General features: G+C 43.7%; 14 protein-coding genes and 1 pseudogene. All 15 read right to left on the bottom strand.

All coding sequences use genetic code 11. The annotated features are described in order from the left end of the window. Window positions 1–220: pseudogene (locus HMPREF2832_RS04910) on the bottom strand (MFS transporter); the annotation flags it as partial. A 110-nt stretch (window positions 221–330) separates the two neighbouring features. Continuing rightward, complete coding sequence (locus HMPREF2832_RS04915) at window positions 331–1,509, bottom strand: MFS transporter (RefSeq protein ID WP_070505772.1); 1,179 nt, start codon at window positions 1,507–1,509, stop codon at window positions 331–333. 25 nt (window positions 1,510–1,534) lie between these two features. After that, window positions 1,535–2,407: an XRE/MutR family transcriptional regulator gene (locus HMPREF2832_RS04920; RefSeq protein ID WP_049496702.1), complete on the bottom strand. Its 873-nt coding sequence runs from the start codon at window positions 2,405–2,407 to the stop codon at window positions 1,535–1,537. Then, the gene (locus HMPREF2832_RS04925) at window positions 2,408–4,315 is read right to left on the bottom strand and encodes an ABC-F family ATP-binding cassette domain-containing protein (protein WP_070505775.1); all 1,908 of its coding nucleotides are present in this window, start codon (window positions 4,313–4,315) and stop codon (window positions 2,408–2,410) included. A gap of 107 nt (window positions 4,316–4,422) precedes the next feature. Further along, window positions 4,423–5,142, bottom strand: a complete 720-nt coding sequence (locus HMPREF2832_RS04930) for a M57 family metalloprotease (protein WP_049496711.1) — start codon at window positions 5,140–5,142, stop codon at window positions 4,423–4,425. An 81-nt stretch (window positions 5,143–5,223) separates the two neighbouring features. Then, window positions 5,224–6,063 (bottom strand): DNA/RNA non-specific endonuclease, encoded by an 840-nt coding sequence (locus HMPREF2832_RS04935; protein WP_049496714.1) that lies wholly within the window; start codon window positions 6,061–6,063, stop codon window positions 5,224–5,226. Window positions 6,064–6,145: 82 nt separating this feature from the next. After that, a complete protein-coding gene (locus HMPREF2832_RS04940; protein ID WP_049486327.1) occupies window positions 6,146–6,334 on the bottom strand; it encodes a DNA-directed RNA polymerase subunit beta in 189 nt (62 codons plus the stop codon). Beyond that, window positions 6,324–7,607: a UDP-N-acetylglucosamine 1-carboxyvinyltransferase gene (gene murA / locus HMPREF2832_RS04945; RefSeq protein ID WP_014713091.1), complete on the bottom strand. Its 1,284-nt coding sequence runs from the start codon at window positions 7,605–7,607 to the stop codon at window positions 6,324–6,326. Before murA ends, HMPREF2832_RS04940 begins: the two co-directional genes overlap by 11 nt. 66 nt (window positions 7,608–7,673) lie before the next feature. Beyond that, window positions 7,674–7,904 carry a DUF1146 family protein gene (locus HMPREF2832_RS04950; RefSeq protein WP_013903322.1) on the bottom strand — a complete coding sequence of 77 codons (231 nt, stop codon included), beginning with the start codon at window positions 7,902–7,904 and terminating at the stop codon, window positions 7,674–7,676. 98 nt (window positions 7,905–8,002) lie between these two features. Continuing rightward, the gene (locus tag HMPREF2832_RS04955; RefSeq protein WP_049496717.1) at window positions 8,003–8,422 is read right to left on the bottom strand and encodes a F0F1 ATP synthase subunit epsilon; all 420 of its coding nucleotides are present in this window, start codon (window positions 8,420–8,422) and stop codon (window positions 8,003–8,005) included. 13 nt (window positions 8,423–8,435) lie between these two features. Then, window positions 8,436–9,842 carry a F0F1 ATP synthase subunit beta gene (gene atpD, locus HMPREF2832_RS04960; RefSeq protein ID WP_070505777.1) on the bottom strand — a complete coding sequence of 469 codons (1,407 nt, stop codon included), beginning with the start codon at window positions 9,840–9,842 and terminating at the stop codon, window positions 8,436–8,438. A gap of 85 nt (window positions 9,843–9,927) precedes the next feature. Further along, the gene (locus HMPREF2832_RS04965; RefSeq protein ID WP_013903320.1) at window positions 9,928–10,809 is read right to left on the bottom strand and encodes a F0F1 ATP synthase subunit gamma; all 882 of its coding nucleotides are present in this window, start codon (window positions 10,807–10,809) and stop codon (window positions 9,928–9,930) included. 15 nt (window positions 10,810–10,824) lie between these two features. Next, window positions 10,825–12,330, bottom strand: a complete 1,506-nt coding sequence (gene atpA / locus HMPREF2832_RS04970; RefSeq protein WP_049496722.1) for a F0F1 ATP synthase subunit alpha — start codon at window positions 12,328–12,330, stop codon at window positions 10,825–10,827. A 15-nt stretch (window positions 12,331–12,345) separates the two neighbouring features. Beyond that, window positions 12,346–12,882, bottom strand: coding sequence for a F0F1 ATP synthase subunit delta (locus HMPREF2832_RS04975; RefSeq protein ID WP_013903319.1), 537 nt, complete (start codon window positions 12,880–12,882; stop codon window positions 12,346–12,348). Beyond that, window positions 12,882–13,376 carry a F0F1 ATP synthase subunit B gene (gene atpF, locus HMPREF2832_RS04980; protein WP_004219970.1) on the bottom strand — a complete coding sequence of 165 codons (495 nt, stop codon included), beginning with the start codon at window positions 13,374–13,376 and terminating at the stop codon, window positions 12,882–12,884. Before atpF ends, HMPREF2832_RS04975 begins: the two co-directional genes overlap by 1 nt. Window positions 13,377–13,386 lie beyond the last annotated feature (10 nt).

Below are 13,386 nucleotides of genomic sequence, written 5' to 3' on the forward strand. Positions count from 1 at the left end.
TCATCAAAATCTTGCGACGAGAAAAACGGTCTGAGATCACGCCACCAAATGGATTGACTAGAATGGAGGTGACGAGTTCAGAAATCTGATAGATCCCCAATACCGTCTTTCCCACCGTCCCCATCGAGGCCAGCCAGACACTGTTCCCATAATCATAGAGCATATTTCCCATTCTATTGATCGCCCCACGAGCAATTAATTGGACTGCATATCGATTCATCAAAAAAACCTCCTTCATTTTCTGAAACTATTGTATCAGTTCATGAAAGAGGTTTTTATTTTGTCCCTTATTTGGGAAAAACAATAAGTTACAATTTTATAAAAGGATATCTACTGTTCTTTTGATTGAAGCTGCTTAGCTAGTAGCTGAGCCAAGAGTGAAAAGAGAATAACTCCAGCTCCAATCAGGAGAAAGGATTCTACTCGGACACTTGGCAACCAAGTCATCAAACCTTTGGCGATGGGCATAAAGAGAACAGCCAAAGTATAAATCGTACTCAAGGCTCTACCTAGATAATCATCTTCCACCTTGGTTTGCACTTGAGTAAAAACGTGGATGTCGAAAATGGTCACAAAAAATTCACAGACCAGATTTCCCGAAAAGGAAAGATAAGTCGGAAGAGGCAAGCCCATTATGAACACTCCTACACCTGCCATGATAAGTAAAAACAGGAGAATTTTCATACTTGATGTAATTTTATTGGCAACAAGTGCTCCTAGAATAGATCCAATAGCTCCCAATGTTAAGATGGTCGCATAAGCCCCCTTGCCCCCGTAGAGTCGATTGGAAAATGGAAGTAAAAACTCAAAAGCCGCAAAAAAGAAATTAACGCCGGAAGCCACCAACAAGAGAAAGAAAATCTCTTTCTGATGCCAGATATAGTCTAACCCCTCCTTGATATCAGAAAAAATATCTTTCCCCGTAAACTGTTTCTTTTCTTGAACCTTTGCTGCTTCTTTCGGAAGGAATGCCACTAGGACAAAGGCAATGAAAAAGGTCAGGGCATCTAGTAAGAGGGTCGCATAGAGACTGGCAAATTGTAGAACTAGGAAAGAAAACACGGGAGAACTGACACTAACAACTTGTAAGACCAGCTCCAAGTGCGCATTATAGGTTACAATCTCTTCTTTCTCTACAACTTCTGTAATAATGGCTTTATTGGCAGGTCGAGAAAAACCAAAGGCAATGGCCTGAACAATATTGGTAACAATCAGAGCCCCAATCATCCAACGATCATTTCTGATAAAAGAAATCGCCAAACACAGGAGACCACACACCAAGTCGGTCGTCATCAAAATCTTGCGACGAGAAAAACGGTCTGAAATCACCCCTCCAAAAGGATTCACGAGGATCCCTGTCACTAACTCAGAAATCTGATAGATTCCTAATACCGTCTTTCCTATAGTTCCCATTGAGGCCAGCCAGACACTATTCCCATAATCATAGAGCATATTTCCAATTTTGGTAATCGCTCCACGACTAATTAATTGGACCGCATGTCGGTTCATAAAATCTCCTTTATCTCTCTCCTATTTAGGAACATTCATCTATTACAAATTTATCAAAGTGTTCTTGATAGTAAGCTACCTGCTCTGGGAGACCTAGCACATCAAAAATATGCATAGCCTCTTGCATTTGCTGATTCCCTTCTTTCTCTAGCCCCTTCTGATAGAGGGCAAATCCCTTGAGGTAATGAAAGACATTGCGCTCGTAGAGTTTGATGCTCTTGCCGATAATCTTTTCCACAGAGGCTTCAAAATAACTAGCACTTTCAAAAGAACGGTGTTCTAAACAATGCTGGTAACAATTCAGAGCTAGAATCAAGACCAGTTTTCGATGGCGACCAATTTCCTTGTAGAAATCTTCCCGCTCCATCACTTCTCTACCAAGCCGAGTGACATAATCCACATCATAAAAGCTATAAAGATTGCCAAAAAGGATCAACTCATACATGGTCCATTCTTCCGTTTGAAAGAGATAATCCGCCACCTTTTCCAGATCACGTTGCTTCATCGTGTAGCTGGCATCTCTCTGGCAAATCAGCCCTTGTAACAAAATCCAGTTCAATTCAAAATAGAGGGGATTGGTCGAACTTGTAGCCTTTTCCAGTTGTTCTCCTTGAAGCCTTTGAAAACCAGCAATATCATTTGCATAGTAAAGCGGAATAATCTGAGCCATCAAGGCGACATGCTCATGGTGTTGAAAATTCCTAGCCTTATCCATAAAATTCTCAATCGTCACATGGATATTGTCCAAAATTTCAAAGAAGCGCGACGTAGCCAGATCCGACTCCCCCAATTCAAAGCGGGATAACTGGGAGGTCGAGCAGGCTTCTCCTGCAGCTTCTTTTAACGAATAATTTTTACTGATTCGAAATTCACGAAAAACTTTGCCTAAATCTTCCATCTATTCCACCTGCTCTGACAGTTCTGCCCACTCTTCCATGACCGCTTCCTGCTGGACAGTCAGTTGGTCCAGGTCACTCTGGAGTTGAACTAAGTCGGCTGCATCATTGGTGCTATGCATGGTTTCGGTGATGTCTTGGATTTTCTGATCTAGCTCTTCCATCTCTGCTTCCAATTGCTCAATGCGACGGGTGATTTTACGGAGTTCCTTTTGATTTTGTTTTTGCAAGTGATAGTCATTGCTAGTGACTTCTTCCGTTGAAGAAGCGGGCTCAGCTTCTGCTTGCGCTGCAGCAAGGGCCTCTAACTCTGCTTTTTTCTCCAAATAATAATCATAGTCTCCCAGATAAAGGGTCGAGCCCTCTTCTGAGAGTTCTAAGACTTGGGTCGCTACCCGATTGATAAAGTAGCGGTCGTGGCTGACAAAGAGCAGGGTCCCATCAAAATCAATCAAGGCATTTTCCAGTACTTCCTTGCTATCGATGTCCAAGTGGTTGGTCGGTTCATCGAGAATCAAGAAATTGTTGTTTTCCATGGACAGCTTGGCCAAGAGTAGGCGCGCCCGCTCTCCTCCCGACAGCATGCCGACGGTTTTCTTGACATCGTCCCCTGAGAAAAGGAAGGCTCCTAGTCGATTGCGAATTTCTACTTCTGGTGTCAGTTTAAAGTCATTCCAGAGCTCATCCAAGACACTATTGTGAGGGGTTAGTTTACTTTGGGTCTGGTCATAGTAGCCCACCTCGACATTGGCCCCAAAACGGGCTTCCCCCTTGATGAAAGGAATCTGCCCGACAATAGACTTGATAAGAGTAGATTTCCCGATCCCATTTGGTCCGACAATAGCGACCGCATTCATCTTACGGATATCCAGATTGATCGGCTCGGACAGGATTTGATCATCATAGCCAACGGCCGCCTCTTCTACTGTCAAAACGACATTGCCAGAGATCTTATCAGAATGGAAGGTCATATGGGCAGACTTGGTCCCAGCTTCGGGCTTGTCTAGGCGCTCCATTTTTTCCAACTGCTTGCGACGAGACTGGGCCCGCTTGGTGGTTGAGGCCCGCACCAAATTGCGATTAACAAAGTCTTCGAGCGCTGCAATTTCTTTTTGTTGCTTCTCGTAGTTCTTGGCTTCGGTCAGCAATTTTTGTTCTTTTTGCTCCACAAAACTGGAGTAATTGCCGACATAGCGATCTAAAGAATGCTTGGTCAAGTCCAAAGTAATGGTTGCGACCTTATCTAGGAAATAGCGGTCGTGACTGACAATGAGAAGGGCCCCACTATAATTGACCAGATAGTTTTCCAACCAGGCAATGGTCTCAATATCCAAGTGGTTGGTCGGCTCGTCCAGTACCAAGAGATTTGGCTTTTCCAAGAGCATCTTGGCCAGGGCTAGACGGGTATTTTGCCCACCAGATAACTCTTCAATCTTCATCTGCCACATGGACTCATCAAACTTGAAGCCGTTTAGAATAGCACGGATATCTGCCTCATAGGTGAAGCCACCAGCTTGACGGAATTCTTCAGATAGACGGTCATAATCCTGCATAAGTTTGTCCAAGTCAGCCCCAGTTTTTTCCCCCATCTCAAGCTCCATCTGCCGCAAACTTTTCTCCGTCTTACGGAGATCGTCAAAGACATGAAGCATCTCATCGTAGATGGTATTGGACGACTCAAAGCGGCTATCCTGAGCTAGATAGGAGAGGGAAAGGTCCCGCTTTTTATTGATTTCCCCAGAAGTCGGCTCTTCTTCTCCGACCAAGATTTTCAAGAGCGTGGACTTGCCAGCTCCGTTCTTTCCGACCAGGGCAATCCGGTCCCGTTCATCCACTTGCAGGCTGATATTATCAAAAAGAACCTCCCCTGCAAAAGAGCGTTCAATTTTGTTAGCTTGTAAAATAATCATGTCCCTATTTTACTATCTTTTTACGGATTAAACAAGGGAAGACGAAGCATCAAAAAAATCCCGAGCCCCTTGAGGCCCAGAACTTTTAGCAAGTATTTTAAAACTCATTATTCCTTGTATAATTGCCGGACTGCTTCTACATCTGAATCCTGAATACTGTAGAAAGAGCCAGCTGGTTGCATGACCGATTCTCCATCTGTGTGGTCCAACCCAATCGCATGGCCTAGCTCATGCTCAGCTGTATTGACAATCCGATCATAACTATAGTTATAGATATAATTTAACAGATAATGGCGATTGAGGCGAACTGTGATGTGGGTGAACCGATTGGTTAAGAGGTTAGTTTGAGAGGCAGTCTCTCCTGCTGCAGAAACGGATGCGTTGTCCATTTCGGTCAAGACCACATTGGCCTCTTTTTCATTTGTGACCAGCTTGAAAGTAAAGGTACCTGTTTGGTTCCAAGCCTCAATGGCATCCTGATAGGCTTTTATAAAAGTTTGACTGATATTGGGATCTAGATAAACCGTGGCCTCTGCTTTTTCCCAGCGAGCACCACTATGCTCATGATTATCCGTCTGCGTCGTCTGTGAGCTAGGCGCCATCCCAAAGCGCGATGCAAAGCCCTGATCACCAAATAAATTTCCAACTTGATAGACAACCTTTTGGGCAGCTCGCCCAACCCCATCCATACCAGAACTAGGAGAATCTGTGAAATAGATGATCCCCACAAGGATGAGAAAACTGATCGCAATGGTCCAGAAAAATCCCCAAAAGAGACTCCAAGCCATGCGAAGGATTCCTCTGAAAAACCGAAAAATAGTTCTCATACATTCTCCTTTCTCTTAAAGAAGGTATGCAATTGTAACACTCCATTCTTAAAAATAACTTAAATAAACCTGCTTTTTTGCTTATTGATGGATGGTTACTTTTCCTGTCTGGTAATCCAGGCTCATTCCACTTTGAACATTAGGAACAAAGACATTGAACTCAAGAGTCCCGTCACTCGATTTGGCTTCGATCTGAGAACCTAAAGGAATCAGATCTTCCGGCTGATTGTAGATCAAAGTGACCCGATAGCGGACCCGCTTGTTCTTATCTAGGGCTTTTCGAACCAGGGTCTCATAGTAGTTTTGACCAGTGGAATGAGGATCATTGGCTTGATTGGACCAAGCCGTTTGCACGGCGATATTTTTGGGATTGCTAGTAGAGGCGTCAAAGCCTTTGAGATTGCCGATCAAGGCGTAACCCAATAGATGACCTCTATCCACAGCATGGTCGTACTCGCCTGACAGATTATGAACCTGATGCCAACCTGCAGGTTTCCAATCGGTTAGGCCACTTCCTGTTGCATCGCGATCTCTGTACTGACGAGTCGCCTTAGTCATGATGGCATTGGCAACTGTCGGTACGGTCTTTCCATTGACTTCTTTTGTCTTGTTATCCGCATAGGGTTGACTAGCCACACTGGCATCCAAATCTGTTCGATTGCCCTTAACGACAAAGGCTCCAGCTCCGTTCCATTCTATGTCATTTCCTAATTGTGAACGAGCAGATTTCGTTAGTACAGAGCTAGCTAACTCTTTACTGGGTGTTTCCTCTTGGCTACTGGTCACCACGGAAACAACCTGATCCGTCGCTTCTTTTATTGTCGGTTGATTAAAATAATAGCCCCCGATTGCTAGGGCTGTTGCCACCACAAAACCTGCTAAGGTTTGTTTGGTTCGTTTGCTTACTGTTTGTTTTGTCATACCTCTCTCCAAAAAAGAGCAGCGCTAGATGGGTCACTGACTCAATTCGCTGCTCTCCTTTTTACTCAATGTTATTTAAATCTTATTTGCCGGTTAGCTTTCCAATGATTTCTGACCAGGTATCCGGAGAGAGAATGGACCATGGATTTTTTCCATCGCCAATCACTCCATAGCCAATGACCAAACCAATTGCAAAAATGATGATGCCAATCACAGCCAACAGGAGGACAATTCCTAGCTGTTTTCCAACATAGCGAAGATTAGTTTTCATCGTCTGCTTCCTCTACACGTTTCACGTCTGCACCAAGTGCCACCAATTTCTCATGGAATTGATAATAACCACGGTCTAAGTGACTTAATTTGCTGACCTTTGTTTCTCCTTCTGCCACTAAGCCCATCAAGACAAGCGTTGCACTCGCGCGCAAATCGGTCGACATGACCTCTGCACCTTGGAAGCTTTCACCTCCTACGATACGAGCTGTATCCCGCATAATATCTGAGTGAACGCCCATTCGACGCATTTCTTCCAAATGTTGGAAACGATTCTCAAAGACGGTTTCAATCATGGTGGACTCACCCTTAGCCATGGCCATCAAGGCTGTAAATTGAGCCTGCATATCAGTTGGGAATCCTGGGTAGGGAAGAGTTTTAACGGTCACTGGACGGAGCTTACTGATATCCGATTGAATCCGAATTCCATTTTCTTCTTCGGTTACCGTCACGCCCATCTCCTGCATCTTAGACAGCAGAGGACGATTGTGTTCCCAAATGGCATCTTCGATCAAGACATCTCCACCGGTCATGGCTGCCCCAATCATAAAGGTTCCAGCTTCGATGCGGTCTTGTACAACATTGTGGTCTGCCCCGTGCAAGCTCTCCACACCGACGATGGTTAAGGTCTCAGTTCCTGCCCCCTTGACATTAGCTCCCATTTTGTTGAGCAAAAGAGCTAGGTCAACAATCTCAGGTTCCCGCGCAGCATTTTCAATCACGGTGACTCCATCAGCCAAGGTTGCAGCCATCATAATATTTTGTGTCGCCCCTACTGATGGGAAGTCCATATAGATATGTGCTCCCTTGAGACGATCTGCTTTCGCTTCAATATAGCCGGCCGTTTGTGTAATTTCAGCCCCCATGGCTTCCAGACCTTTGAGATGGAGGTCTATTGGACGACTACCGATCGTACAGCCTCCAGGCATGGAAACTTTAGCATGGCCATTGCGTGCCAAGACAGGACCCAAGACAACGATAGAGGCCCGCATCTTGCTCACATACTTATAAGGCGCTTCCTCTGATAATTTTTCTTGCGCATCTACGACAACCGTATTTTCTTCTTCATTGAAGGTCACTTGTGCATTCAAACCACGAACGACATTGTTCATTGTGAAGACATCTGATAAAACAGGGACGTTTTTTAAGGTTGTCACGCCCTCACTTGCAAGGACTGTTGCAGCAAGAAGCGGAAGGACAGCGTTTTTTGCTCCTTCGATTTTGACAGTTCCAACTAGTCGATTATTTCCACCATTAACGATTATTTTTTCCATACGGGATTGTTCTCCAATTTCTTAAAGTCACGACTTCTATCATACCATATTTTTGATAAAATGTGGCTAGAATTGGCCAATAAAAATCTGCCGACTCATCTCATACACGCTGATAAAAAATGAGCTGGCTAGATAGCCGATTCCAATGCTGAGCATCAAGATCAAAAAACGGATTTTAACAGCATTTTCAGTACTTACTTTTAAAAACTTTTCCCATTGAACTAGGTTCAACAATAGGTAATAGGCAAAAAAGATAAACAATAAATGGCTTGAAAAGTTAAAAATCATTTGGATCATACAGCTATTATACCATATTTGATTCTCACTTTCTTCTTTTGATTCTCACTCAACAAAAATAAGGCGAGGACAAGACCTCTACCTTATTTTTTAATATGTTATAAACGATTTCCGACATTAATCCGGTTAATGGCGCGTTGAAGAGCAATTTTAGCACGACGTTCCATATCAACCGAATGCTGATCTTTGGCTTCTTCAATCGCTTTTTCAGCTCGGAGTTTGGCACGTTCTGCACGACTAATGTCGATATCTCGAGCACGTTCGGCAGAATCGGCAACAATGGTAATGACATTACCTGCTACTTCGATAATCCCCCCATTGACTGCAATCCAATCAATATGTTTGTCATCGTCTATCCGACGAACCTTTACTTGGTCTACAGCCAAAACCGCAATGGTATTGATATGATGAGGTAAAATCCCTAATTCACCATCAATTGTCTTGACAGATACAAATGCGGCATGATGATCATAAACCAGTCCATCCGGTGTAACGATTTGGACGTTCATTTGACTCATCTTTCACCTCTTCTTAGAATCCCATTTTTTCAGCTTTGGCAATCACATCTTCGATCGATCCAACACCACGGAAGGCATCTTCAGGAAGATGGTCATATTTTCCGTCCAAGATTTCTTTAAAACCACGAACAGTTTCTGCAACAGGTACGTATGAACCAGGTTGACCGGTAAATTGTTCCGCAACGTTGAAGTTTTGTGACAAGAAGAATTGGATCCGGCGAGCACGAGCAACCAAGGTCTTTTCTTCGTCAGACAATTCATCCATCCCCAAGATAGCAATGATATCTTGCAATTCATGGTAACGCTGAAGGACACGTTTGACCTCAGATGCTACTGCATAGTGTTCTTCTCCTACGATTTCTGGAGAAAGGGCACGTGAGCTTGATGCCAATGGGTCCACCGCAGGGTAGATCCCCAATTGTACCAATTTACGTTCCAAGTTGGTTGTTGAATCCAAGTGGGCAAAGGCGGTTGCTGGCGCTGGGTCTGTATAGTCATCGGCTGGCACATAGATGGCTTGGATGGATGTAACAGAACCTTTCTTGGTTGACGTAATCCGTTCTTGCAATTGCCCCATTTCAGTTGCCAAAGTAGGTTGGTAACCAACGGCTGAAGGCATCCGTCCCAAAAGGGCTGATACTTCAGATCCGGCTTGGGTGAAACGGAAGATATTGTCGATAAACAAGAGAACGTCCTGACCTTCGACATCACGGAAGTATTCCGCAATGGTCAAACCAGTCAAAGCAACACGCATCCGTGCTCCAGGTGGCTCATTCATTTGTCCAAAGACCATGGCTGTTTTTTCAATAACGCCAGATTCTTTCATTTCCCAGTAAAGGTCATTCCCTTCACGTGTCCGTTCCCCAACACCGGTAAATACAGAAATACCACCGTGTTCTTGGGCAATATTATGGATTAATTCTTGAATCAAGACAGTCTTCCCAACTCCGGCACCACCGAAGAGTCCGACCTTCCCACCTTTCAAATAAGGGGCTAAGAGGTCAATGACCTTGATCCCTGTTTCAAGAATTTCTTCTGAAGTAGAGAGCTCGTCAAAGGATGGAGCTTTTTTGTGGATGGAGTCACGAGGAGCATCCTCAGCAAAAGGTTGATCCAAGTCAATGATATCTCCAAGAACATTGAAGACACGTCCCAAGGTTTCTTTTCCGACAGGAACAGAGATTGGACGACCTGTGTCCAAGACTTCCATTCCACGGGTTAAACCATCGGTTGATTCCATGGCGATGGTCCGTACGACCCCATCACCAAGTTCCAAAGCTACTTCAAGAACGACTTTTGATTTTTGTTGGTCATTTTTATAGACTACAAGCGCATTATTGATCTCAGGAAGTTTATCTCCAACGGAAAAGGCAACGTCTACGACGGGACCTACGACCTGAGAAATTTTGCCTAAACTCATGTCATTCTCCTATTCTAAGTAATTTCTACTGCTCAAAAGTTCTCTTTCAAGCATCTGTTTTTGTATTTAAAATTGTATCCGACAACTATTCAAGGGCGCTAGCACCCGCAACGATTTCGGTAATTTCTTGTGTAATCGCTGCTTGACGAGCACGGTTGTATTGAATCGTTAATTCATCAATGACTTTCTTGGCATTGTCTGTTGCAGTTTGCATGGCCATCATCCCAGCAGCATTTTCAGCTGTTTTAGCATCAATAATGGCACCATAGATCATGCTTTCAGCAAATTGAGGAAGCAATTGATCCAAAATGGCATCTCGACTAGATTCCAATTCTAGATTCAATACATAGTCCTCATCCGCTTCATTTGGGTCCAAATCAATAATTGGAAGCATTTGTTCCACCCGCATTTGACTCGTCAAACTGTTGACGTGGTGGTTGTAACAGACGTACAACTCATCAAACAAGCCTTCCTGATACATTTGGACTGTTTTCGAAATGATCTTGCGAACTTCCTTAAAGCTAGGCTGATCAGGCAAACCACGCAATTCATAAACCGGCTGAATCCCACGGGCACGGAAGAAATCCGCACCGACGCTTCCAATACAGATCACTTCAAAGTCATCTCCAGTTGGATGGTATTCTGCCTTCATTTCCATCATGGTTTTAAGGATGGAGGCATTGTAACCTCCAACCAAACCACGATCGGATGTAATCACGATATAAGCTGTCTTTTTTACCGGGCGACTCACCAACATCGGATGGGACTTGGTATTTTCTGTTTCATGTCCATGGAGCAAGTCTGTTAAGAGCTTACGAACCTTAGCAGCATAAACCTGAAAATCCTTGGCTGCCTGCTCAGATTTACCAAGTTTGGCAGCAGACACCATCTGCATGGCATTGGTGATTTGACTGGTGTTTTTTGTGGATGCAATTTTATTTTTAATATCATTTAATGAAACTGCCATCTTCCACTCCTATTTCTATTTGAAATTTGACTGGTTGACAAATTCAGTAAGGGCTGCATCCAGTTCTTCTTCTGCTGGAAGATCATGTGTCGAACGAATCGTCTCAAAGATTTGATGATAATGTGCTTCGAAGTAATCAAACAACTCTTCTTGGAAACGAAGAATGTCGTCTACTGGAACACTATCTAAGAAACCATGAGTCAAGGCATACAAGATCACGACTTGTTTTTCAACCGTCAATGGTTCATGAACAGGTTGTTTCAAGACTTCAACTGTTCGGCGACCACGGTTCAATTTCGCTTGAGTCGCAGCATCCAAGTCACTACCAAATTTCGTGAAGGCTTCCAATTCACGGTAGGAAGCGAGGTCGATACGAAGGGTACCCGCAACTTTCTTCATAGCCTTGATTTGGGCAGCTCCCCCTACACGAGATACAGAAGAACCTGCATCAATGGCTGGACGAATACCAGCATTGAACAAACTATCTTGCAAGAAGATTTGTCCGTCTGTGATCGAAATCACGTTGGTTGCGATATAAGCAGAAATATCTCCTGCTTGGGTTTCAATGATTGGAAGAGCTGTAATAGAACCCCCACCCAATTCATCTGAAACTTTCGCAGAACGTTCCAACAAACGGCTGTGGAGATAGAAGACATCCCCTGGGAAGGCTTCACGTCCTGGTGGACGACGGAGAAGAAGGGACAATTCACGGTAGGCTACGGCTTGTTTTGACAAATCATCATAGACGATCAAAACGTGTTTACCGTTATACATGAACTCTTCTGCCATAGCAACCCCAGCATAAGGTGCCAAATAAAGCAATGGAGACGGTTGAGAAGCCGAAGCGGTTACTACAATCGTATAATCCATAGCTCCGTATTTACGAAGAGTTTCTACTTGCGTACGAACTGTTGATTCTTTTTGACCAATCGCCACATAGATACAGATCATGTCTTGACCCTTTTGGTTCAAGATGGTATCGATGGCAATCGAAGTTTTCCCTGTTTGACGGTCTCCGATGATCAATTCCCGTTGACCACGTCCGATTGGAACAAGGGCATCAATGGCTTTCAAACCAGTTTGTAAGGGTTCTGAGACAGATTTCCGTTGCATAACACCAGGAGCTGGTGTTTCAACTGGACGGAATTTATCTGTCACAATCTCGCCCAAACCATCTACTGGTTGGCCAAGCGGGTTGACAACCCGACCAATCAAGGCATCCCCTGCAGGGACTTCCATGATTTTACCTGTACGACGGACAGAGTCTCCTTCACGAATATCCGTGAAATCACCCAAGATGATGATACCGACATCCGTTGTTTCTAAGTTTTGGGCCATCCCGTATGAGCCATTTTCAAAGATCAACAACTCACCACTCATGGCATTTTCAAGCCCATGAGCACGGGCAATCCCGTCACCAATGTAGGTTACAACACCTGTCTCAGTGACGTCAAAGTTTGGCTTGAAATTTTCAATTTGTTGCTTAATTAAAGCGCTGATTTCTTGTGCGTTAATCGCCAAAATTCACACCACTTTCTATTTCAATTTAGATTTTATAACTTGCAATTGGTGTTTGAGACTGGTATCCAACGTTTTATGATTGGCTGTCACGACAAAGCCACCAATTAAATCTGGATCGATCTTTTGTTGGATCGAGCGAACTTGAATCCCAAATTTTCTTTCGATAATGGGTACTAGCTTTTGCTCTTGAACAGGATCCAAACCAGCAACCGTCGTAACAGTGACGACAAAAGCGTTGCTCAACAGTTGAATCTGATCCAAACAAATCGTTACAATGTCATAAAATAAGGCTTCACGATGATTGAGAATAACCACTTCAATCAAATGGTCGAGTAATTGTGAATCCGAGGGTTGAAAAAGTCTGAGACTTTTTGCTTTCTCTTCATCCTCTACACCGATATGAGCTAAGAAGTTAGCAAGTCCAGTCTCTTCAAAAATACCCTTGATTTGAGTCAATTTTTCAAAGACTAGGTCTTGTTCTCCTTTTTCAAAGACCAATTGAACAAAAGGCTGGGTATATTTCTCAATCACCATCAGTTGCTTTTTGTCCATTAGGCTTCTCCTAATTCATCAAGATAGCGATCGATCAGTTGGCGTTGACCTTCAGCATCCAGCTGTTGGCTCAACAATTTGCTGGCAAGATTGACAGTGAGATCTGCCACATCACCTTTGATACTGTTCAATGCTTCTTCTTTGTTATGCGCAATTTCTTGTTGCGCTTTTTCTTTCAAACGTACTGCTTCTTGAGTGGCTTCTGAAAGGATCTGAGATTTATTCTTTTCTGCAGTTTCCTTTGCATTTTCGACGATAGACGCAGCTTCTTTGCGGCTACCTGCCAACTCTTCTTCACGTTTACTTGCTAGTTCCTCAGCTTTTTGACGAGCTGATTCTGCTCCATCAATATCATCTGTAATCTTTTTGGCACGCGCTTCTAAAATTCCATTGATATTGTTCCATGCAAATTTCTTTATTAAAAAGATTAATAATAGGAAGGAACCAGCAATGAGAATAAAGTTACCAATAATTTCACTCATTGATACATGCATTCTTCTACTC

The organism is Streptococcus sp. HMSC073D05, assembly GCF_001812015.1.
Lineage (GTDB): Bacteria > Bacillota > Bacilli > Lactobacillales > Streptococcaceae > Streptococcus > Streptococcus parasanguinis_D.